This is a genomic window from Actinopolyspora sp. BKK2, from assembly GCF_011291845.1.
GTDB classification, from domain to species: Bacteria; Actinomycetota; Actinomycetes; order Mycobacteriales; family Pseudonocardiaceae; genus Actinopolyspora; species Actinopolyspora saharensis.
The window spans coordinates 80,315-101,140 of record NZ_JAANTE010000001.1; the positions used below are offsets into that span (position 1 = coordinate 80,315).

Genomic DNA, 20,826 nt, shown 5'->3' on the forward strand with positions numbered 1-20,826 from the left:
GTCTCCGCGGAACGGTACCGCTCCCGTGTGCGTTTGGCGATCGTACTGTTGCTGTGTGTCGCCTCCTCGTCAGGTCGTCGGCTCCCGGAGCGGGGCCGGATCAGGCCTGCGGGGGCAGTTCGGAGACCGGAGCCACGTCCGTGCCCGTCTTCCCGACTCTGGCCGCCCCGCCGGGAGAGCCCAGGCCCGTGGCGCTGAAGAACTCCGCGTTGGCCGTGGTGTACGTGGCCCACTCCTCGGGGACGTCGTCCTCGTAGTAGATGGCCTCCACCGGGCACACCGGTTCGCAGGCGGCGCAGTCGATGCATTCGTCGGGGTGGATGTAGAGCATGCGGTCGCCCTCGTATATGCAGTCCACCGGGCACTCGTCGATGCAGGACTTGTCCAGCACATCCACGCAGGGCTGAGTGATCACGTAAGTCAAGGCAACCGTTCCAGCTACGGGGGAGAATTTCGCATCGGAATACCCACGAGGTGGCGACGCGACACGTGCGGACGCGGATCGATTGCGAAATTTCCTCCGCAGGGTTGGTAGATTGGCTCGGTCGGGTTCTCGGCAGCCGTGTCGGCGGTCGGCGGGACCACCTCTCGGCGGGGTCCGACACGTGCCGCGGTCGCCGGGAGCGCCGGAACGGCCAATGCGTAGGCGTGGGGAATGAGCAGGACATCCAAGGGGACGCGTTCGAGAGAGCAGCGTCAGCAGCAGATCGTGGATTACGTCCTCGACAGGAGTTCGGCCAGCGCCGCCGAACTCGCCGAACTGGTCGGCGTCAGTCTGATGACGGTGCACCGCGATCTGGACGAGCTGGCCAGACGCGGTCTGCTGCGCAAGTTCCACGGAGGGGTCTCGGCCCAGCCCTCCACGGTTTTCGAGGGCAGTTCCGAGTACCGGATGGGCGCCAACCGCGAGCTCAAGGACGCCATCGCCAAGGTCGCGCTCGGGATGGTCGAACCCGGCTCGTCCATCCTGCTCGACGACTCGACCACGGCACTCACGCTCGCGGGCCTGCTCGGGGGAGTCGGCCCGCTGACGGTGGCCACCAACTACCTCCCCGCCATCGAGGTGCTCAAGGGGTTCTCCGAGGTGCACCTGATGTGCCTGGGGGGAAACTACTCGGCCACGCACGACTCCTTCCTCGGGCTGCCGTGCATCGAAGCGGTCGGAGCGCTGTCGGTGGACATGGCCTTCGTGTCCACTTCGGCGATGAACGCGAGCATGACCTTCCACCAGGAACACGAGCTCGTCCAGGTGAAGCGGGCCATGCTCTCGGCCGCGGGCACCAGCGTGCTGTTGATGGACTCCAGCAAGATGCCGCGCAAGGCCCTGCACCGGATGGCCCCGCTGAGCGACTACGACAGGCTCGTCGTCGACGACGGGGCCGACCGGGAACTGCTCGCGGCGGCGGGCGACGTGATCGACGTGACGATCGCCCCCACGGACGGGACGTGACCGGAAGTCCCGCTTCCGCCTCCGGAGCACCCCCTGCCGAAGTCCTCACCGGGCCGGCACGAGCGGGCTCCTGCCGAGGACCGCCGCGGCGCGACAGCGGGTTCGGGCGTCAGCGGAACATCTCCGCGAGATCCGGGGGCAGCTGCGCGATGGTGTCCTCGATCTCCTCACCGGGAGCCCACTGCAGCAGCACCTCGAAGACGGCGCGGACCCTGCGCTCCACCTCGTCGATGTCCACCGTGTCCACCTCCCCGCTGACCTGGTCCAGGAAGGTGTCCCTGTCGAAGGAGACGGCCCGGCCGTCGAACCGGTACAACTCCTCGCGCAGCTCCGGCGGCAGCGCGGGTTCCAGATCGTTCAGCTGGCCCGCGGCCAGTCGCTCGGAGAGCGCCCGGAGCGTCGCACGGGTCAACCTCTCGGTCTCCGTGGCGTCGTTCAACCCGGTGCGCTGCTGAACCTGCTCCTGGAAGCTGGCCATCGTGCGGCCAGCGGACTCCGGCTGGGTCATGGACTCGCCTTTCGTCGTTCGAGAACTCGCAGTGGCGAGCTACCCGCACCGGTGTTGATCGAAACGCGTGGGCGGAGCACGGGCCGCGTCCCACCGCGATCAACGTCGGCGCGCCAGGGTGAGCCCGTCGCTGATCGGAAGCATCGTGAGTTCCACGCGGTGATCGCGCAGCACGTACCTGTTGAACTCGTGAATCGCGTGCGCGCTCTCGTCCCGCTCGGTGGCCAGCACGTTGCCGCCCGCCAGCACGTTGTCCACGACGACGAACCCGCCGGAGCGGGTGCGCGGCACTATCTCGTTCCAGTAGGCGATGTAGCTCGTCTTGTCGGCGTCGATGAAAGCGAGGTCGAGCTTCGGTTCCGCCTCGAGAGCACGCAGCGTGCTCAGCGCGGGGCCGATCCTGAGCTCGATGCGGTCGGTCATGCCGGCGCGGTGCCAGAAGTCCCGCGCCACATCGGTGTACTCGGTGCTGATGTCGCAGCACAGCAGTTTCCCGCCCTTGTCCATGCCGCGAGCCATGGCCAGGGCGGAGTAGCCGGTGAACGTGCCCACCTCCACCGCTGCGCGCGCGTGGATCGCCTTGGCGAGCAGGGTGAGCAGGCTGGCCTGTTCCGGAGATATCTGCATCTCCGCGCTGTTCGGCCACAACCGCTCGGTGTCGGTGATCAGTTCCCGCTGCAGCGCGTCCGGCCGTGCGCCGTGCTGCACCAGGTACTCGTGCAGTTGCTCGTCGAGCTGAGCCGACTTGCGGGTCACCTCACCGACGTTACTCGCAGCGGGTGCGCGCGCAACTCAGGACGGACCCGGTTCGGCGCAGTCGCGTAGCGTGGTCTGTCTGTTTACGCTTGCACGCGGAGGTTGCGGAAACCGCCGACCGGGGATCTCCCGAAGGGTAGGCGTGATCGTCGCGATGAGCAGATTGACACGGCCGACGAGGCAGTCGAGCAAGGCCTACCGGATTGCGGCGAGCCAGGCGAACGAAGTGGACGAACGTCTGCAGCTGGCTTCCGGGGCGCGGCGGCAGATGAACAAGGTCTTTCCGACGCACTGGTCCTTCCTGCTCGGTGAGATAGCCCTCTACACGTTCATCCTGCTGCTGCTGACGGGAACCTACCTCGCCTATTTCTTCGATCCCTCGATGACCGAGGTCACCTACAACGGGGTGTTCACCGACATGCGGGGCGTCGAGATGTCCCGCGCCTACGAGTCCACGCTGAACATATCCTTCGAAGTGCGCGGCGGAATGTTCGCCCGGCAGATACACCACTGGGCCGCGCTGATTTTCGTGGCCGCGATCGTGGCCCACATGTTCCGGATCTTTTTCACGGGGGCGTTCCGCCGCCCGCGGGAGACGAACTGGGCGATCGGGGTGCTGCTGTTCATCACCGGAATGTTCGAGGGATTCACCGGCTACTCCCTGCCGGACGACCTGCTGTCCGGAACCGGGGTGCGGATCGCGTCGGGGATCACGTTGTCCGTTCCGATCGTGGGGACCTGGTTGCACTGGCTGCTCTTCGGGGGCGAGTTCCCCGGTGACGAGATCATCCAGCGTTTCTACATGATCCACATATTCCTCCTGCCGGGGATCATCGCCGCCCTGATCGCCGTCCACCTGGCGCTGGTGTGGTACCAGAAGCACACGCAGTTCCCCGGAGTGCGCCGCAAGGAGAGCAACGTCGTCGGAGTGCGCATTCTGCCGGTGTTCGCGCTCAAGTCGGGAGGATTCTTCGCGACGGTGGCCGGGGTGGTCATCGTCATGGCAGGGATCTTCCAGATCAATCCGGTCTGGAACCTCGGCCCCTACGTCGCATCCAAGGTGTCGGCGGCCTCACAGCCCGACTGGTATCTGATGTGGACCGACGGCATGGGAAGGCTCTGGCCGCCCTGGGAGGTCTACTTCGCCGGCAAATTCACGCTTCCGGCTCCGTTCTTCCCGCTCGTTCTGGGGCTGGGTCTGGTGTTCACGCTGGCGCTGTCCTACCCGTTCCTGGAACGGAAGCTCAGCGGCGACGACGCGCACCACAACCTGATCCAGCGTCCGCGAGACGTTCCCGTTCGAACCGGCCTGGGGGCCATGGCCATCACGTTCTTCACGATCGTGCTGGTGAGCGGGGCCAACGACATCGTCGCCTTCAAGTTCGACATCGCGTTGGAGCTGATGACCTGGTTGGGCCGCATCGGCGTGCTGCTCGGCCCGCCCATCGCCTACTACGTGGCGTATCGCATCTGCGTCGGCCTGCAGCGGGCCGATCGGCACGTGCTGGAACACGGTGTGGAAACCGGCATCGTCCGCAGGTTGCCCCACGGGGAGGTGATCGAGGTGCACCAACCGCTGGGTCCCACCGACGAGCACGGCCACCCCGTTCCGCTGTCCTACCAGGGGGCGCCGGTCCCGAAGAAGATGAACAAGCTGGGCGCCGCCGGGCGCCCGCTGCCGGGGAGCCTGCTGTGGCCCGACTCCCCCGAGGAGACCGCGCAGCTGCGGGCCGCCGAGCAGGAGGAGCAGGAGCGGCAGGCGCGCGGCGAGGACGAGCTGACCAGCGGTCACCCGACGAGCTCGGAGGAGTGATCCGCCGGGGCCCGACTTCGAAGCGGTGCGCCTGCGCCGGCTCGCCCGTGCGGCGGGGACCGCCCCGCCGGGCTGCGCACCCGAGGGGTGAAGGGGCGCCGGAGCGGGTGTGCGGGAGCGAGCGCCCGTAGACGGCGTACCGGAAATACCCGGGGTTTTCCGGGTGATTTTAGCTGGACATTCGGGGTGAGCGGGGTCACAGTGGCGGTGCGGGCTCTCCGAACCGGCCGCGGAACGGAAACGAGGTGCCCTACGACCTCCGCTGGTCGAGCCGCGACCGCTCGAGGTGGCCGGAGCGGAGGGGGCCGTTTGCAACGGCGAGCGGTAAGGGGGATGGAGATGTCACAAGCCGGTCCGATCGAGAGGCATCCCGATCTCGTCGAGATGCGGGCGCGCTACGAGGAGGCCAGCGAGAGCCCGCAGGGGCAGACCCTGGAAGGGGGCACGCTGCTGGCCGGAGTGTATCTGGCGATCTCGCCCTGGGTGATCCAGTTCAGCGCCACGAGTTTCGACGTGGCGATGGGCAACCTGGTCATCGGCTTGACGGTGGCCGTGCTGGCGCTGGGCTTCGCCTCCGCGTACAGCCGCACGCACACCGTCTCCTGGGTGGTCCCGCTGTTGGGAGCGTGGACGATAATCGCTCCGTTCGTGATCGTCGGAGCCGGAGTCGGCCTCGGGATGATGCTCAGCAACGTGATCGTGGGTGGAGTGATCGTGCTGCTCGGTTTGGGGATGAGCTCCCTGATGCTCATGCGTCGCGGTTGACGGGAAGCTCGGACCGGTGTTGCGGGAGTCGCATCGGCCCGAGCTCCCCGACGAGCCCCGGGCAGGGGCTTCCGGGGGAGCGGAACCGTCCGGTTCAGCCGCGCTCGCCCTGGGCGTGCACGACCACCACGGGGCAGCGGGCGTGCTGGGTGCACTTGTGGCTGACCGATCCGAGCAGGGCACCCACGAATCCGCCGTGCCCGCGGCTGCCGACCACGAGCAGGTCGGTCGTGTCGACGACGTCCAGCAGCACTTGCGCCGAGTCGCCCTGGCACACCCTCGTCCGCACCCGTGGCGGGGAACTCCGGCGGTCGACCGCCTTGTCCACCGCGTCCTCGACGGTCACGCTGGCGGCGCTCTCGAACTCCCTCGGGGATATCGCACCCCCTTCCCAGCTGTAGAAGGCCGGGTACTCCCAGGCGGTGACGGCTTCGACCGCGCTCCCGGTGAGCTCGGCCTGGCCGAGCGCCCACTCCAGGGCGGCCAGCGACGAAGCCGAGCCGTCCACCCCCACGACGATCTTGCTGTCCTCGCTCATCGCGCACCGTCCGTTCCGGCGGTCCTGTCTCGCGGCTCTGTCGTGGTTGCCGTTCTCGCCACGACTGTCGCACGAATCCGTCGTGGACGTCGCGGTCACGTGAAAGCTCGCAGTGCCGATTTCGCATATACTTTTCGAAATCGGATTGTGATCTGACGGGCTCGTGACTATGTTCGCTAACACGGGCAAGGGAATTCTGCGCCGAGCGCGGTGTTTCGACTTTGGAACGGCCTCCGAAGGGAGTCCGGACGGTGACCCGACCCTTCCGCGGGGAGCGCGGTAATTGGGGGAAGACACTGATGGACAGAACCACGGAAACGCCAACCTGGAGCGTGGTGGCCCATGACGCGGATCGACTGAAGCAGGCCGTTCGTGAGCTCGACGCCGAGCGGGACACCGAGACCAAGTACGAGATCGCCTACGAACTGCTGCGAACGACCACCGTCATCGGGGAGCGGCTCGCCGCGCTGCTGGACGGGCTGGCCAAGCGCTACGAGAACCCGGGCATCCCCGAACAGCGCTCCGCGCACATCGCGATGGACCAGGCCGCGGCCGCCGCCGACGACCTGAGCGAGTGCGCGCGGCGCGCCGTGCAGACCCTGCGTGACGAGGACTGAAGCGAGCGCACCGCCGCCAGCTGGCACCCGCTCGCCGAGGGTGGAGACCCCACCGGGGCCCACCGACTCCGAATCAGCCCGACACGACGCGCGAAGTGGAATGGATCCGCGCGTGCCGGTTCCGAACGCGCTAGGCTCGCCGCCGTCCCGTCCGGTTGCCGCCGGAAGTCCCATGGCGAACGAAGGAGCCCGCGATGGTCGGGTACTCGGCAACGAACCGGGTGCGGAGTCGTGCTTTCCCGTTCCGGAGGCTGCGCACTCCGAGGTGGGCCGCGCAGCAGGGGACGTGGCGCGCGGCCCGCCCAGCTGCGATCGCGGCCGCGCTCGAGCGCGCCAGGGCACGTCCGGCGGGAAACTGGTTCGTGCTGGCCGGGAGCGGGCGGATCGGAAGCACCGAACCGTTCACCCGGACAGTGGGCGGGATCGAAGTGGTGGCCTGGCGGACACCGGACGGTCGGCTCCACGCGGGGCCGGGGATCTGCCCCCACCTGGGGGCGCCGCTCGGGGAAGCAGCGGTGGACCGCGGTCAACTCGTCTGCAGGTGGCACGGTCTGCGGCTGACCGAGCGCGGCGGTGCGGGGTGGTCGCCGTTCCCCGCGCACGACGACGGTGTGCTGGCGTGGGTGCGGTTGGACTCGATCGGCGGTGAGCAGCCGCTCGAGTCCCCGGTGGTCCCGCGGCGGCCCGCGCTGCGGGAGAGCATCGCCGAAGTGGCGACCGTGGTGGGCACGTGCGAGCCCGAGGACGTGGTGGCCAACAGGCTCGACCCCTGGCACGGATCCTGGTTCCACCCGTACTCGTTCGCCGAGCTCGAGGTGCGGCACGCCCCGGCGGTCGACAGCGCGGAGGAGAACGACTTCTTCGAGGTCCTGGTCACCTTCAAGGTGCTTCCCGGGCTCGGGGTCCCGGTCACGGCCGAGTTCACCTGCCCGGATCCACGCACCGTCGTGATGCGCATCCTCGAGGGGGAGGGCGCGGGCAGCGTGGTGGAAACCCACGCCACGCCGCTGGGGACGGATTCGGCGGGTGCACCGCGCACCGCCGTCGTGGAGGCCACCGTCGCCCACTCGCGGCGCAGGGGATTCCGCGCGGTGCTGCCCGCCGCGGCGCTGCTGCGTCCGCTGATCCGGCGGGTGGCCCTGCGGCTGTGGGCCGACGACCTCGCCTACGCGCAGCGGCGCTACGAGCTGCGCAGCACCGGTCGGTTCCCCGGCTGACCCCCGTCCCGACGTGCGCGACGGGCTGCCCGGCCGACCCCGCGAGGCCCGGTCACGCTTCGTCCGCGGTGGGAAACCCCCGGTGCCGTTCGCGGGAGAGCCCGCGCAACGCGGCCGAACGCCCCCGGTCGGGCACGCTCCACAGCGCGTGTCCGTGGATGCCCCAACCGCGCAACAGCTCGTTGGCCGCCTGCAGCCCGCTCGTGGCCGCGCGCTCCATCAGCGCGACCGGCAGGTCCACCCGGACCAGATCTCCCGCCACCACGAGGGCGGGATCGGGAGTGGTGATCGAGGGGCGTTCGGAGAAACCACCCGGCGGGAAGAGCGGGCAGTCCTGCCGCAGCTCGTGCCGCTCGTCGACGATCCCGGCCACAGCGGTCTCCGGGTATATCCTGGCCAGCTCCGCCAGCATCCTGGAGCGCAACCGGTCCACGCTCGGTTCCTCCTGGAGCGCGTAACCGTGCAGCTCGATCACGGACCCACCGCGCAGCCCGGCCCACCGGGCCGCGTCGCGCTCGTAGCGCTCCAGCACGCTGACGTTGTCCAGCGGACCGTAGCCGCTCGTGCCGAGGAAGCCGGGACGGTCCTTCCGCACCGGGCGGTCCAGCCAGAGCCGCGAGACGAGGAAGGGCGGCGCCCGGTGCAGCCTCCCGATCCGCTCACGCCACCAGGAGGCGCCACCCAGCCCGGGGGAGCGGTGCACGACCTCGCGCAGCCCCGCGGTGTCGGCGGCCAGCACCACGGCGTCGGCCTCCCGCACCTCCGAGTCGGTGAGCACCTCGAACCGCGAGGTCCTACCGGCAACCACGGAGGTGACCCGGGTGCTCGTCCGCACCGAGGCCCCCAGGGAGCCGAGATAGCTCCTCAGCGGTTCCCACAGCGCCTCCGGGAACGCGTCGGAGGCGACGTCGAACAGCAGCCCCTCGCTGGAACCGAGGAAGTAGATGTGGAACATCGTGGCGAGCTCCGCTGCGGACAGCTCCCGCGGAGCGGAGAAGAAGCTGCGGGAGAACACCTCGAAGGCCAGGTGCTTGGCCGCCGCGGGGAAGCGGATCCGGTCCAGCAGCGTCGCCGCGTCCAGGTGGTCCAGCCGGTGGTAGATCTCGGGCAGCGAAACCTGGGCCAGCGGAAGCGCGGCCCGCGCGCCGAGACGGGGCAGGTCCCGCCAGGCGAACGTCGGGCTCCGGGCCACGAAGGCGAACGCGTTCCACGGGGGAGTGCGCGGCAGCCCGGCGAAGGTGTCCCGGTACCCCGCGCTGTGCACCAGCGGGTAGTCGGGCAGCCCCACCAGCCCGGCCAGCGACGGATCGGCCCGGCGCAGCAGCGCGCGCAGGTTGTAGTACTGCCGGAAGAAGGCGTGGAACCCGCGGTTCATCCCCACGGTCGAACCGTCGGCCAGTTCGGTCGACCAGCCCCCGACCCGGCCTCCCAGGTAGGGCTCCCGCTCCAGCACGGTCACCGCGACGCCGCGCTCGGCCAGGCCGACGGCCGCGGACAACCCGGCGATGCCGCCACCGACCACCACCACCCGGGGCGGCGCGTCGAGACGACTCGCGTCGGCGTGCCCGCGCGGTGCCGGGTGCAGCACGGCCTTGGGGTCGCGGCCGGGCGGAGCGCCCTCCGAGTCCGCTCGCCCGGTGATCCCCTCGCGTACTCCGGTCAATCCTGCTCCCGAGGTGGTCGACGGCCGAGCACGGTGTGCACGATGCCGCGCTGCCACCCCGGCATCGCCCCGACCCGGACGTCGTGGAAACCGTTGCGCCGCATTCTTCCCACCAGCTCCGGGACCGAGTCGAACTCCAGCACGCTGCGCCACAGATAGCGATACAGCCCGGAACGTCCCGTCACCACCCGGCCGAGCGGGATGATCACTGCCCAGCACACCACCGTCCAGACCAGGCGGGCTGACGGGCGGCCGCGCACGGAGAACTCGTGCAGCGCCAGCGGCGCACCCGGGGCGAGCAGGCCACGCAGCAGCCGCACCCCGCGCTCCGGGGCGGGAAGGTTCCGGAGGAGGTAGCTCGCGAGAACACCGTCGAACGGGCCCCGCACGCCGGCCTGGTCGAGCTCGTCCAGGCAGGCGTGCACGAACTCGACCGTGGCGGGCCAGTTCTTCCGCCGCGCGCGGCGCAGCATCGCGGCCGAGGCGTCCACGGCCACGATCCGGGCGTGCGGGGCCACCCGCAGCAGCGCAGCGGTGGAGGCCCCGGTCCCGCAGCCCGCGTCCAACAACCGCAGCCCGCGTCCGCCGTCCGGGAGCCGCAGCCGAGCGGCCGAACGGAGCAGCGCCCCGTGGTAGCCGGGGGAGAACCCCACGAGCAGGTCGTAACGCCCGGCGGCCCGCTCGAAACCCCCGAGCACCGGATAGCCCGAGCAGTCGCCCCCGGCCGGCCGTGCCTGCCTCCGCCGGGATCGGACTCGCCACCTGCCGGGGGTGCGCTCGTCACCTCGCCCGCGGCTCTCCCGCGCCATCGTTGCCTCCGAGCTCCGGTTCGAGCAGTGGGATCTGTTCGGCCGCCCACGGGCTGATCGCCCACGGCGTTCGACGGGCGAGGCTGACGAAGTCCGCCCACTCCGTCCAGGCCGTGTCGGCGATCTCGGCCGGGTCCGGGCGCACCTGGTCGGTGGTGACCGCCGTGTACACCGGGCAGAACTCGTTCTCCACCGTTCCCGTGACGTCGACCGCCCGGTAGCGGAAGTCCGGCAGTCGAACCCGCAGGTCCTCGAGCCGGACCCCCAGCTCCTGGCCGACCCTGCGGTGCACGGCCTGGTCCACGTCCTCCTCGGGGGAGGGGTGGCCGCAGCAGGAATTGGTCCACACCCCGGGCCAGGTTCGCTTGCTCAGGGCCCGCCGGGTCACCAGCAACCTGCCCCGCCGGTCGAACACGTAGCAGGAGAAGGCCAGGTGCAGCGGGGTCGAACCGTGGTGCACCTCGGATTTGGGGGCGGTGCCGACCGGATTGGCGGTTTCGTCCAGCAGGACGACCAGTTCCGTGGCGGAGGCGGACGGAGCCGAGTTCATCGTCTAGGGGCCACCCAACGTCGAAAAGGACGACATGTGTTCGCGCGCTTCCGCCGACCGCGCGCGGAGTCGAGCGCTCGCGACCCCGGCCGCGCCCGCGAGGGCCACGCCGAGCCTGCGCGCTCCGGACACCGACACCCGGTTGGCGAAAACGTCGTAGTCCGACTCCACGATCCTGTCCAGGATCTCACCGTAAAGGGTGTAAGCGGTGGAAACACACGGTCGGGCTACCGGATCGAGCATTTCGATGCCGTTCGCGGCGTAGTGGTACAGGGCTCTGGTGCGGGCCACCTGATCGCCGAGCGCGCGGCGCACCTGCCGGTCGGGACGGCCGTTCCGCAGGCACCGCTGCAGTCGTTGCCGGTCGACGTCGAACACCGCGAGCTCGTCGGCGGGCAGGTACACCCGGCCGCGGCGCAGGTCCTCGCCGACGTCGCGGAGGAAGTTGGTGAGCTGGAAGGCGTTCCCGAGCGCGGCGGCGTAGGGGGCGGCCCTGCTCCTGGGGCCCTCGGTTCCGAGCACCGGCAGCACCTCCAGCCCGATCACCTCGGCCGAGCCGTGCACGTACTCGTCCAGCGCGCGGCGGTTCGGGTAGTCGGTGACGGTGAGGTCCTGTCGCATGGCGGACATGAACGCCGTGAAGTGCCGGTGCTCGATGTCGTAGCGCCGCGCCGTGTCGGCCACGGCGGAAACGACCGGGGACTCGCTGCGCCCACCCGCCAGAGCGGAGTCGAGCTCGGTGGACAGCTGGTCCAACCGCGCCCGCTTGGTGGCGGTGTCGAGCGTGTCCGAGGGGTCGTCGACGATGTCGTCCACCTGACGTGCCAACCCGTACAGCGCGTGGATCGCGGGCCGCCTCGCCGGGGGAAGCATCCGCGTGGCCAGGAAGTAGGTCCGGCCGTGCGCGGAGTTCAGCAGGCGGCAGTCGCGGTAGGCGGCCCTGAGCCCGTGGTCGCGGACGCCGGCCGCGTCCAGCTCGTGCGCGCTCATCGCCGGCCCGCTCCGAGACCCGCGGTGCGCGCGGCCGAACCGCTGCCGCGCTGCTCGCCCAGGATGCGCCTGGCCGCCAGCTTCCCCGAGATCAACACCGGCGGGACGCCCACCCCCGGAGTGGTTCCGCAACCCGCGAGCACCGCGTTGTCCAGCCCGCGCACCAGGTTGCGCGGGCGGAACGGGCCCGTCTGGGCGAAGGTGTGGGCTGCGCTGAACGGGGTACCTGCCAGCAGACCGCGCGCGGCCCAGTCCTGCGGGGTGACGAGGCGGCTCACCTCGATGGAGGAGCCGAACCCCGGCATGAGCCGGTCCTGCAGCAGCTCGATCGTCTCCTGCGCGTAAGCCCCGGCGACGCGTTGCCAGTCCTGGCCGGCCAGGTCCAGGTTCGGGCAGGGCACCAGCACGTGGTGCAGGTGCCTGCCCTCCGGGGCCAGCGACGGATCGCTGCGCGTCGGGTTGGTGATCAGCACCGAGGGGTCGGTCATCAACCGTCCCCGCCGGGTCAGCTCCTCGAAGGTGCGCTTCCAGGCCGTTCCGAACGAGAGCGTGTGGTGCCGCAGCAGCGGCTGCTCGCGGTCGGTGCCGGTGTGGATCAGCAGTGCCGAGGGCGAGGCACGCATCCGCAGGGGGCGTCGCGGCGTGCGCCCGAGCAGACCGTAGGACACGGGAAGGTCGGGGGTCAGCACCACCGAGTCGCACGGGATGCGCTCCCCGCGCTCGGTGTGCACGGCCGTGACCCGCGAACCCGCGCGCTCCAGCCGCTCGACCGCGCTGCCGTAGCGCATGGTCGCGCCCGCAGCGGCAGCCGCCCCGGACAGGGCGTCCGGCACGGCCCGCATTCCTCCGCGAGGGAAGTAGACCCCGCCCACGGTGTCCATGTACGAGATCACCGCGTAGGCGGCCAGGGCGTTGTGCGGTGCGACACCGGCGTACAGGGACTGGAACGAGAACACGCGCTTGAGGCGCTCGTCACCGAGGAAGCGTCCGATGGCCCGGTTCAGGTTGCCGAACCCGCCGAGCGCGGCGAGCCGGGCGAGGTTCGGTTCCACCAGGTTCAGCGGGGAGTCGAAGTTGGCGTCGATGAAGGTGCTGTACTGGGCCGCGTAGAGCCGGTGCAGCCACTGGCGCAGCTTCCGGTAGCCCGCCGCTTCGTCCGGTCCGGCGAGCTCGCGGACCTCCTGCTCCATCGCGTCGGCGTCGGTGCGCACGTCGATGCCGGAGCCGTCGGCGAACCAGGCGCGGTAGGCGGGGTCCAGCGGCATCAGCTCGAGCCGCTCGTGCACCGATTCACCGACCGCGCCGAGCGCCTCGTCCAGCAGCTCGGGCATGGTCAGCACCGTGGGACCGGTGTCCATGCGGTACCCGGCGAGATCCAGTCGCCCCGCGCGTCCGCCCGGTGTCGTCTCGCGCTCGACGACGGTGACCTCGCGTCCGGCTCCGAGCAGGTGCAGCGCGGCGGCCAAACCGGAAAGTCCAGCCCCCACGACGACTACGTGATCAGTGGGGCCGGTTACGGTCCGCATGCGACGTCTTCCTCCGGAGCGGGGCGGGTGCGTTGGGATGGGCTGGTCCTGACGGGTGATCGAAAAAAACCGTCCGTGTTCGCGCGATTCAGTCTAGAAAGCCGGCTGAATCCCTTCAAATTCTCGCCTCCGGTTCGTCCGGGCAGGACGCTGAGATCTCCGACACGCGGCCGAGGACACCCACCTGCCGGAAGCGGGGCCCCGTTCGGTGGCGAGTCGTCCCGCCGCTGACGGGCGCCTCCCGGAGCTCGGAGATCAGCTTCCCGCCCGCAGGCGGTGCAGCCGGAGAGCCAGCTGGATCTCCAGGGAGCGCTCGGAGCTCTGCCAGTCCGAGCCGAGTATGGCCGAGATCCGCTCCAGGCGCTGCCCGACCGTGTTCACGTGCACGTGCAGCTCGCGTGCCGTCCGGTTCGGACTCCTGCCGCAGTCGAAGTAGCCACGCAGCGTCCGCAGCAGCTCGGTCCCCCGCCGGGAGTCGTAGTCCAGCACGGCTCCGAGGGTGCGCTCCACGTACCCGTCCAGATCACCGCGATCGCCGAGCAGCACGCCGAGAAAGCCCAGCTCCGCGAGCGCGGCACCGGTGCCGGTCCGCCCCAGCGCGAGCAGGGCGTCCAAGCAGCGGCGGGCCTCCTCGTAGCCGCGCGTGACGTCCTCGAGCCCGTCCACGGGGCCGGCCGCGCCCACGGTGACCCGCCGGGAGGTCGAGCCGCCGAGTCCGCGGGCGAGCTCCCGCGCCTGGTCACCCGCCTGCGCTCCGGGCAGCAGCACCACGAGGTGGTCGAGGTGGACCCCGGCCAGCCCCGCGCGGCGCTCGGCGTGCCGGGAGGCCGCCGCGACCAACCGCTCCCGGTCGGCCACGTCGGCCGAGGCGACCAGCACCACCTTCTCACCCGTCGGATCGACCCCGACCCGACGCGCCCTGTCCGACAGGCCGACCCGGGCGCGGGAGGGGGCGCTGAGCAGTTCGGTGACCAGGTCACCGCGCACCCGCTGCTCGGCCTCGGCGGTGCGACGCCGGATCAGCAGCACCAGCGCGGTCACCACCCCGGCCCGCTCGAACAGTCGCCGGTCGGCGTCGCTGAGCTCGCCGCACCCGACGAGGGTGAGGCTGCCGAGCAGCTCGGGACCGGCCAGAGCCGCGCAGACCAGGTTCGCGCCCCACGGGACAGCCCTGCCGCTGCTGCCGGAGCGGTGCACCGCGGAACGCGGCCACTCCAGCGGAGTCGTCCCCGCGCAGGCCAGCTCGGTGCCCTCCGCGTCGTGCACCGCGATGCCGCCGCCCAGCACCCCGGCGACCGCCTCGGCCACGTCGTCGACCGTGCCCCCGCGCAGCACGAGATCGGTGAGCCGATCGTGGGCGCGCTCCGCGCGACGCATCGCGACGTTGTGCTCGCGGATCGTCTCGTGGGCGGTGTGCAGCTCCTCGAGCGCGTTCCGAGTCTCCTGCAGCAATCCGGCGTTGTCGATGGCTATCGCGGCGTGATCGGCCAGGGAGGACAGCAGGGCGACCTCGTCCCGCGAGAACTCGCGCCCGGTCCGCTCGGCCGCGTAGAGCACCCCGATCACCGAACCGCCCGTGGTGAGCGGGACCCCGAGTATGGCCACCAGGCGCTCGTCGCGCACGGCCTCGTCGATCGCCGCGGTGTGGGTGAAGCGGGTGTCGGCGAAGTAGGAACCGGTGGAGTAGGGCAGCGCTGTCTGGGCCACCAGCCCGCCGAGTCCCTCGCCCAGCCCCAGCCGCACCCGCTGGAACAGTTCCGAGACGCATCCGTCCGTGACCCGCATGTAGGTCGTGCCTGCGCTCTCGTCGTTGAGACTCAGGTAGGCGACGTGGGTGCCCAGCAGCGTCCTGGCGCGGTGCACGATGGCGCCGAGCACCGCGTCCGGGTCCCGCACCCGCGCCAGGTCCCCCGCGGTGTCGAACAGCGCGGCCAGCTCGGACTCGTGGCGACGCCGCTCCTCCTGGGTGCGCCGCAGCCGCAGGGCGAGCTCGCCCGCCCGCTCGACCAGCCCCGAGTGCTCCCGCCGCGGATCACGGGCCCGCGCGGTGGCGACCACCTCGGCGAGCCGTTCCTCGTCGGCGTCCTCCACGAGCAGTTCGAACAGGCGCAGCAGGTGCTCGGCCGGCTCGTGCATGGCGCTCATCCTCGGTGGTGCGGCCGTCGGGGAGCAATCCCGCCGCGATCACGGTGCCTGCGGGCGGTTCGCCCCGGCGTGCTCAGGAGCGCTGCTCGGCGGGCTGCTCCGCGTCCGCGGAGCGGAGCGAACTGCCCCTGGTCTCGGTCGCGAACAGGATCGCCACGGAGGTGAGCACGGCACCGGCCGCGACGTAGCACGCGATCGGCACCCAGCTGTCGAAGGAGACCAGCAGCCCGGTGGCGATCGAGGGAGCGAGCCCGCCGGCGACGACCGAGGCCAGCTGGTAGCCGATCGAGGCCCCCGAGTAGCGCACCCTGGTGCCGAACAGCTCGGACATGAACGCCGCCTGCGGGCCGTACATGGCTCCGTGCAGGATCAGCCCTCCGGTGACCCCGAGCGCGATCATGGCGAAGGCCCCGGTGTTGAGCAGCGGGAAGAAGACGAAGGCCCACACCCCGCTCCCGATCGCTCCGATGAGGTAGACGCCCCTGCGGCCGAACCGGTCGGACAGGGCGCCCCACGCCGGGATGACGGCGAAGTGCACCAGGGAGGCCAGCAGCACCGCGTTCAGGGCGGTCGATTCGGACAGTCCCAGCTGGTTGGTCACGTAGGTGAGCACGAACGCGGTGATCACGTAGTAGCAGACGTTCTCCACGAAGCGCGCCCCCGAGGCGATCAGCACCTCGCGCCACTGGAAGCGCAGCACCCGCAGGATCGGAGGTGGTTCCGGTGCGGCGTGCTGCCGCGCGCGGTCGGCCGCCTCCAGGAAGACGGGGGACTCGCTGATCGACAGCCGGATCCACAGTCCGACCAGGACCAGCAGCCCGGACAGCAGGAAGGGGACGCGCCAGCCCCACTCCAGGAAGGCCTGCTCGGACTGGAACGCCGACAGCAGGGCCAGCACCGCGGTGGCCAGCAGGTTGCCCGTGGGCACGCCCGCCTGGGGCCACGAGGCCCAGAAGCCGCGCCTGGCGGAGTCGGTGTGCTCGGAGACCATCAGTACGGCCCCGCCCCACTCGCCGCCCAGCGCGAAGCCCTGCACGACCCTCAGCAGGGTCAGCAGCAGCGGGGCGGCGAAGCCGATGGCTCCGTAGGTCGGCAGCAGACCGATCGCGAAGGTGGCCCCGCCCATCATCAGCAGGCTGATGACGAGCAGCTTCTTGCGTCCGAGCCGGTCGCCGAAGTGACCGAAGACCAGACCGCCGAGCGGGCGGAAGACGAACCCGATGGCGAAGCTGGAGAACGCGAGCAGCGTGCCGATCAACTGGTCCTCGGACGGGAAGAAGGCCTTGTTGAACACCAGCGCGGCCGCCGACCCGTAGAGGAAGAAGTCGTACCACTCGATCGTGGTGCCGATCATGCTCGACCCGACGATCCGGGCCAGGGCCCCTCTCGTGGGTGCGGCGGATCCCGTCGAGCTCATCTGCCACTCCTTCCGCGTCGTCGGACTCGGGACTTCGGTGCGTCGTCAGTGCGCCGTCCAGGCACCGTCGATCGGGACGGACGTCCCGGTGAGGTGGTCCGACCCAGGGCCGCAGAGCCAGCCGACCACGGCGGCCACCTCCTCCGGCTCGATCAGCCTCTTGATCGCGCTGTGCTGCAGGAAGACCCGGTCGGCGACTTCGTCCTCGGTGATTCCGTTGGTCTCGGCCTGGGCCGCGAGCTGGCCCTCCAGCAGCGGGGTCCGCACGTAGCCCGGGTCCACGCAGTTGCTGGTGACCCCGTACCGGGCTCCTTCGAGCGCGGTCACCTTGCTCAGCCCCTCCAGGGCGTGCTTGGCGGCCACGTAGGCCGATTTGTTCGGGCTGGCCCGCAGCCCGTGCACGCTGGAGATGTTCAACACCCGACCCCAGCCCCGCGCGTACATGTGCGGCAGGCAGTGCCGGATCAGCAGGAAGGGAACCGTGACCATGAGGTGCTGGATCCGGGTGAACACCTCGGTCGGGAACTCGTGGATCGGGGCCACGTGCTGGATTCCGGCGTTGTTGACGAGAATGTCCACCTCGGCGGGCAGTTGTCCGAGCGCGGTCTCCTCGGTCAGGTCGACCGCGTGCGGGTGGCCGTCGAGTTCGGAGGCGGCCCGCAGCACGGCAGGTCGGTCCAGGTCGGCCAGGTGCACGGAGCAGCCCGCCGCGGCCAGCCGCGCGGCGCAGGCGTAGCCGATCCCGCTCGCCGCTCCGGTCACCAGCGCCGTGGTTCCGGAGAGCTCGGCCGTGCGAGCGGGTTCGGCACCGGAGTCCGTCGTCATGTCGGATCACGCTAGCCGGTGAACCCGGGAATCACTATGTGCTCACCGGACACCTCCGCGCGCTGCGAAGTGTGCTCGGGACACGTTGTCGGCTTCGAGGGGTTCGGCGGAGACTCGTCGCTTCGGTCCGCGTCCTGCCCCGCCCGGTGGAGCCCGTCGGTTCAGCCCCGCCGGAAGCCCTCGATCAGCCGGTGCGCGCCTGGTGAAGCCCCGAGCGGTCCCGCCCGTGACCGCGGGTGGGCGCGCGGCGGGCCGGGCGCTCCTCCCGCGGCGGCACGCTGTGATCGTCGTCATCATCGCCCCCCGGTTCGGGGTGGACCGGGAACCGGAGCGGGGCGTGCGTCGACCAGCAGGGCGAAGGGTCGCGCTAGGAAGGAACTCGCATGGACGCGCCGATGGGCATGTCGCTGCTGCCGGACTGGTCCCGTCCGCTCTGGGCGCTGCTGCTGGTGGTGGTGTTCGCGCAGCACGCGCTGCACGCCGGGAGGATGTCCGGCCAGCCGAGGTGGTGGCACGTCGGCCACACGCTGATGGCCGCCGGGATGGCGGTGATGTACTTGCTGCCCCACATGCGCTACCCGGGGCTCTACCGGGCGGGACTGGTGCTGTTCGCCCTGGTGGCCCTGGTCGAGGTGGTCGCGGCGGGCGTGATCGGGCGGCGCGAGGGCGGGTTCAACCCGCTGTGGGGCACGGCGGCGGCGGGAATGCTGATCATGACCTACATGATGGTGCCCCTCCAGCTGCGTCCCTCCTGGCTGACCCTGGTGCTCGTCGCCTACCTGTGCTGCGAGACCGTGATCTGGGCCGGGGGACTCTGGCAACGACTCCCGAGTTCGCGCACCCCGCCCCGGCTGCCTCCTACCGGTGTCGAGCTCTCCACGGCTCCCGGAGCCGCAGGTCCGGCACCCGCGGGCGGCAGCGGGCGCGGTTTCGGCCTGGTCGCCCACCGCTCCCTCGGAGTCCGCCTCAGCCTGGCCGTCATGGCCGCGAGCATGGCCTACATGCTCACCGCGAGCGTTTTCTGAGATTTTCTGTTCACCTTTGATTCGGTGCTCGCTTGGCGGAACCCCTCGCGGGCTCTCGCTGCGGGTGCCCCGACATCGGGTAGCGACCTGCACAACGTCTCCGGCCGTCCTCGCGAGAGCACCACGCGAGAACCCGTGGCGGCGCCGGTGGGCAACGTGGTCGTTTCGGCGCCTCCGGCGCCGAAGCGCCACACCAACCATCAACACGACAGGAAAGCATCAGTCTGACGGTTTCTTCCGTCCGACGAGATGATGGGTGGGGTAACGGTGCCTGTCCGGGAGATGTTCGCGACGCGGGCGTTCGAGTTCGTGCTTCGTGCCCTGGGGGATCTGTCCGGGGCGGTGTGCGTCGGTTCGCTGGTGTTCGCCGTGTTCTTCGCCGCCGAGACCTGCGACCGCCTCGCGGAGCGGGCGCGCGGTCACGTGCGGCGTGCGGGCCTGGCCGCGCTCCTGTGGGGTTGCGCCGAGCTGCTGCGGGCGTTCTCCCCGGGGGCGTTCACGGCGGGTGAGCCCGCCGAGCCGGTGGCCGCGGTGCTCACCGCCGTGCTCGCCCTGCTGCTGGCCGTCGCCTGCCGGGTTGTGCGGGGCTGGCGGACGACCTCGCTGCTGGCGGGGGTGGCGCTGCTCGCGCTGCTGCCCACCGCGGTGGTCCGTCGCTCGGGGGATAACCCCGGGCACGACGTCGGCACGAACGCGATCGTGCTGCACGTCACCTCCGCGGCGGTCTGGCTCGGCGTGCTGCTGGCGCTCGGGCTGCACCTGTGGCGCACCGAGGAGCGCGCGCGGCTGCTGCTGCGGCGCTACCGGTGGCTCGCGGCCGGGTGCTGGAGCCTGCTGGCCGTGTCCGGCGTTGCCGACGTCCTCGTGGCCACCCGGGAGTACGGGGCCGGCGGTGCGGGACATCTCGCCGCGGTCCTCGGCAAGATCGGCTGCCTGGTGGCCGTCGCGGTGCTCGGCGTCCTCGTGCGGCGCCGCTTCACCCTCCCGACAGCGGGCGATGTCGGCCGGCGCCGGCGTGCGGTGCTCCGGCTGCTCGGTGCGGAGCTGGTGCTGCTGGTGGCAGGGTTCGCCGTCTCCGAGGTCATGATCGCTTCGGCCGCGGGGCCGGGTGGTTCGGAGGTCACCGCGAGCCAGGCCGTGCTCGGCTATGACCTCGCTGCCCCGCCGACCCTGTGGAACCTGCTGCTGGGGTGGCGGTTCGACCTGCTGTTCGGCGGCTGCGCCGTGGTGTGCTCCGCGGTCTACCTGCTCGGGGTGCGCAGGCTGCGGCGCAGGGGGGACGCGTGGCCGGTGGGCAGGACGGCGGCCTGGCTGAGCGGCTGGGGCTGCGTCCTGTTCGTCACCTCGTCCGGAGTGGGGGTCTACGCGGGCGGGGTGTTCAGCCTCCACATGTTCGCTCACATGGTTCTCAACATGCTTGCCCCGGTGCTGCTGGTGCTGGGCGGGCCGGTGACGCTCGCGCTGCGCGCGCTGCCCGCACGCGGACGCGGGAGCTCGGCGGGGGCGCGCGAGTGGCTGCTGGCCTGGTTGCACTCCCCGCTGACCGGCTTCGTGGCCGGTCCCGGGGTGGCGACGGTGCTGTTCGTGAGCTCCTTCTACGCGCTGTACTTCACCGACCTCTTCGAGCTCGGGATGTTCGAGTACTGGGGGCACCAGCTGATGAAGGCCCACTTCCTGCTGGTGGGCTGGCTGTACTACTGGACCGTGATCGGGGTGGACCCGGCACCACGTCCGCTGCCGCACGTGGCCCGGCTCGGGGTGGTGCTGGCGGTCATGCCGTTCCACGCGTTCTTCGGCATCATCACGATGAGCCTGTCGGACCCGCTGGCCGCGGACTTCTACCGGGCGCTGGAACTGCCGTGGCCGCGCGATCTGCTGGCGGACCAGTTCCTCGGCGGGGGAATCGCCTGGGCCATGGGGGAGGTGCCCCTGGTGCTGGTGCTGCTGGCGCTGCTGACCCAGTGGTACCGGTACGACACCCGCTCGGCCCGCAGGGCCGATCGGGACGGTGACGAGGACCTGGCCGCCTACAACGCGATGCTGGCCGAACTGGCCCGGAGCAGAGGCGGTTGATCCTCGCGCAGGCGGCGGACTGCCCGCGCCGCGGGCGACGTGGGGCGCGTGGTCGGCACCGTGCCGCGCCGGAAAGCAGCGCCGGAAAGCAGCTTCGGAAAGCCGAAAGCGGGGGCGCGGTGCACCGGGTGGGTTCACC

19 protein-coding genes are annotated in these 20,826 nt (G+C 70.9%); 7 read left to right on the plus strand and 12 right to left on the minus strand.

The genetic code is table 11. The features are described from left to right. Nucleotides 1–100: 100 nt before the first annotated feature. Nucleotides 101–424, minus strand: coding sequence for a ferredoxin (fdxA, locus tag G9Q41_RS00365; RefSeq protein WP_092521723.1), 324 nt, complete (start codon nt 422–424; stop codon nt 101–103). Between the two features lie 231 nt (nt 425–655). Here fdxA and G9Q41_RS00370 point away from each other — a divergent pair, with 231 nt between their 5' ends. Beyond that, nucleotides 656–1,450, plus strand: coding sequence for a DeoR/GlpR family DNA-binding transcription regulator (locus G9Q41_RS00370; RefSeq protein WP_092521722.1), 795 nt, complete (start codon nt 656–658; stop codon nt 1,448–1,450). 109 nt (nt 1,451–1,559) lie between these two features. Here G9Q41_RS00370 and G9Q41_RS00375 read toward each other — a convergent pair whose 3' ends face one another. Together G9Q41_RS00375 and G9Q41_RS00380 are read right to left on the minus strand one after the other, a co-directional pair. Continuing rightward, nucleotides 1,560–1,958, minus strand: coding sequence for a DUF2267 domain-containing protein (locus tag G9Q41_RS00375; RefSeq protein WP_165631633.1), 399 nt, complete (start codon nt 1,956–1,958; stop codon nt 1,560–1,562). Between the two features lie 99 nt (nt 1,959–2,057). Further along, entirely contained in the window at nt 2,058–2,714 is a 657-nt protein-coding gene (locus tag G9Q41_RS00380) for a class I SAM-dependent methyltransferase (RefSeq protein WP_165631632.1), read from the minus strand. A 154-nt stretch (nt 2,715–2,868) separates the two neighbouring features. Between G9Q41_RS00380 and G9Q41_RS00385 the strand changes: the two genes are divergently transcribed. Then, complete coding sequence (locus G9Q41_RS00385) at nt 2,869–4,527, plus strand: cytochrome bc complex cytochrome b subunit (protein ID WP_092522769.1); 1,659 nt, start codon at nt 2,869–2,871, stop codon at nt 4,525–4,527. A gap of 333 nt (nt 4,528–4,860) precedes the next feature. Then, nucleotides 4,861–5,292, plus strand: a complete 432-nt coding sequence (locus G9Q41_RS00390) for an SPW repeat protein (RefSeq protein WP_092521719.1) — start codon at nt 4,861–4,863, stop codon at nt 5,290–5,292. A 94-nt stretch (nt 5,293–5,386) separates the two neighbouring features. Here G9Q41_RS00390 and G9Q41_RS00395 read toward each other — a convergent pair whose 3' ends face one another. Beyond that, complete coding sequence (locus G9Q41_RS00395) at nt 5,387–5,830, minus strand: universal stress protein (RefSeq protein WP_092522767.1); 444 nt, start codon at nt 5,828–5,830, stop codon at nt 5,387–5,389. A gap of 299 nt (nt 5,831–6,129) precedes the next feature. On the opposite strand from G9Q41_RS00395, the gene G9Q41_RS00400 reads away from it, so the two are divergent. After that, a complete protein-coding gene (locus G9Q41_RS00400) occupies nt 6,130–6,447 on the plus strand; it encodes a hypothetical protein (RefSeq protein WP_092521718.1) in 318 nt (105 codons plus the stop codon). A gap of 194 nt (nt 6,448–6,641) precedes the next feature. Next, nucleotides 6,642–7,664: a DUF5914 domain-containing protein gene (locus tag G9Q41_RS00405; RefSeq protein WP_207630436.1), complete on the plus strand. Its 1,023-nt coding sequence runs from the start codon at nt 6,642–6,644 to the stop codon at nt 7,662–7,664. A 52-nt stretch (nt 7,665–7,716) separates the two neighbouring features. On the opposite strand, the gene G9Q41_RS00410 is transcribed toward G9Q41_RS00405, so the two are convergent. The 8 genes from G9Q41_RS00410 to G9Q41_RS00445 form a co-directional block, all read right to left on the minus strand. Then, nucleotides 7,717–9,252 (minus strand): NAD(P)/FAD-dependent oxidoreductase, encoded by a 1,536-nt coding sequence (locus G9Q41_RS00410; RefSeq protein WP_347567453.1) that lies wholly within the window; start codon nt 9,250–9,252, stop codon nt 7,717–7,719. Nucleotides 9,253–9,323: 71 nt separating this feature from the next. Beyond that, the gene (locus G9Q41_RS00415) at nt 9,324–10,136 is read right to left on the minus strand and encodes a class I SAM-dependent methyltransferase (protein WP_242686996.1); all 813 of its coding nucleotides are present in this window, start codon (nt 10,134–10,136) and stop codon (nt 9,324–9,326) included. Next, the gene (gene idi / locus G9Q41_RS00420) at nt 10,108–10,686 is read right to left on the minus strand and encodes an isopentenyl-diphosphate Delta-isomerase (protein ID WP_165631631.1); all 579 of its coding nucleotides are present in this window, start codon (nt 10,684–10,686) and stop codon (nt 10,108–10,110) included. Before idi ends, G9Q41_RS00415 begins: the two co-directional genes overlap by 29 nt. Before the next feature lie 3 nt (nt 10,687–10,689). Continuing rightward, nucleotides 10,690–11,676 (minus strand): phytoene/squalene synthase family protein, encoded by a 987-nt coding sequence (locus G9Q41_RS00425; RefSeq protein WP_165631630.1) that lies wholly within the window; start codon nt 11,674–11,676, stop codon nt 10,690–10,692. Next, nucleotides 11,673–13,202: a phytoene desaturase family protein gene (gene crtI / locus G9Q41_RS00430; protein WP_165631629.1), complete on the minus strand. Its 1,530-nt coding sequence runs from the start codon at nt 13,200–13,202 to the stop codon at nt 11,673–11,675. The genes G9Q41_RS00425 and crtI overlap by 4 nt, the downstream gene beginning before the upstream one ends. A gap of 255 nt (nt 13,203–13,457) precedes the next feature. Further along, on the minus strand, nt 13,458–15,338 hold the full coding sequence (locus tag G9Q41_RS00435; protein WP_165631628.1) for a helix-turn-helix domain-containing protein: 1,881 nt from the start codon (nt 15,336–15,338) through the stop codon (nt 13,458–13,460). Between the two features lie 82 nt (nt 15,339–15,420). Beyond that, entirely contained in the window at nt 15,421–16,764 is a 1,344-nt protein-coding gene (locus G9Q41_RS00440; protein ID WP_165631627.1) for an MFS transporter, read from the minus strand. Nucleotides 16,765–16,809: 45 nt separating this feature from the next. After that, nucleotides 16,810–17,589 carry a 3-hydroxybutyrate dehydrogenase gene (locus G9Q41_RS00445; RefSeq protein ID WP_092521712.1) on the minus strand — a complete coding sequence of 260 codons (780 nt, stop codon included), beginning with the start codon at nt 17,587–17,589 and terminating at the stop codon, nt 16,810–16,812. 383 nt (nt 17,590–17,972) lie between these two features. Here G9Q41_RS00445 and G9Q41_RS00450 point away from each other — a divergent pair, with 383 nt between their 5' ends. Both G9Q41_RS00450 and G9Q41_RS00455 read left to right on the plus strand, forming a co-directional pair. After that, nucleotides 17,973–18,614 (plus strand): DUF5134 domain-containing protein, encoded by a 642-nt coding sequence (locus G9Q41_RS00450; RefSeq protein ID WP_165631626.1) that lies wholly within the window; start codon nt 17,973–17,975, stop codon nt 18,612–18,614. 267 nt (nt 18,615–18,881) lie between these two features. Next, entirely contained in the window at nt 18,882–20,687 is a 1,806-nt protein-coding gene (locus G9Q41_RS00455) for a cytochrome c oxidase assembly protein (RefSeq protein WP_347567448.1), read from the plus strand. The last annotated feature ends 139 nt before the right edge of the window (nt 20,688–20,826 follow it).

Bases quoted from the DNA above. Each gene is read 5' to 3' on its own strand.
- G9Q41_RS00370 (WP_092521722.1), top strand. From the start codon at position 656: ATGAGCAGGACATCCAAGGGGACGCGTTCGAGAGAGCAGCGTCAGCAG.
- G9Q41_RS00375 (WP_165631633.1), bottom strand. From the start codon at position 1,958: ATGACCCAGCCGGAGTCCGCTGGCCGCACGATGGCCAGCTTCCAGGAG.
- G9Q41_RS00385 (WP_092522769.1), top strand. From the start codon at position 2,869: ATGAGCAGATTGACACGGCCGACGAGGCAGTCGAGCAAGGCCTACCGG.
- G9Q41_RS00390 (WP_092521719.1), top strand. From the start codon at position 4,861: ATGGAGATGTCACAAGCCGGTCCGATCGAGAGGCATCCCGATCTCGTC.
- G9Q41_RS00395 (WP_092522767.1), bottom strand. From the start codon at position 5,830: ATGAGCGAGGACAGCAAGATCGTCGTGGGGGTGGACGGCTCGGCTTCG.
- G9Q41_RS00400 (WP_092521718.1), top strand. From the start codon at position 6,130: ATGGACAGAACCACGGAAACGCCAACCTGGAGCGTGGTGGCCCATGAC.
- G9Q41_RS00405 (WP_207630436.1), top strand. From the start codon at position 6,642: ATGGTCGGGTACTCGGCAACGAACCGGGTGCGGAGTCGTGCTTTCCCG.
- G9Q41_RS00415 (WP_242686996.1), bottom strand. From the start codon at position 10,136: ATGGCGCGGGAGAGCCGCGGGCGAGGTGACGAGCGCACCCCCGGCAGG.
- idi (WP_165631631.1), bottom strand. From the start codon at position 10,686: ATGAACTCGGCTCCGTCCGCCTCCGCCACGGAACTGGTCGTCCTGCTG.
- G9Q41_RS00425 (WP_165631630.1), bottom strand. From the start codon at position 11,676: ATGAGCGCGCACGAGCTGGACGCGGCCGGCGTCCGCGACCACGGGCTC.
- crtI (WP_165631629.1), bottom strand. From the start codon at position 13,202: ATGCGGACCGTAACCGGCCCCACTGATCACGTAGTCGTCGTGGGGGCT.
- G9Q41_RS00435 (WP_165631628.1), bottom strand. From the start codon at position 15,338: ATGCACGAGCCGGCCGAGCACCTGCTGCGCCTGTTCGAACTGCTCGTG.
- G9Q41_RS00440 (WP_165631627.1), bottom strand. From the start codon at position 16,764: ATGAGCTCGACGGGATCCGCCGCACCCACGAGAGGGGCCCTGGCCCGG.
- G9Q41_RS00445 (WP_092521712.1), bottom strand. From the start codon at position 17,589: ATGACGACGGACTCCGGTGCCGAACCCGCTCGCACGGCCGAGCTCTCC.
- G9Q41_RS00450 (WP_165631626.1), top strand. From the start codon at position 17,973: ATGGACGCGCCGATGGGCATGTCGCTGCTGCCGGACTGGTCCCGTCCG.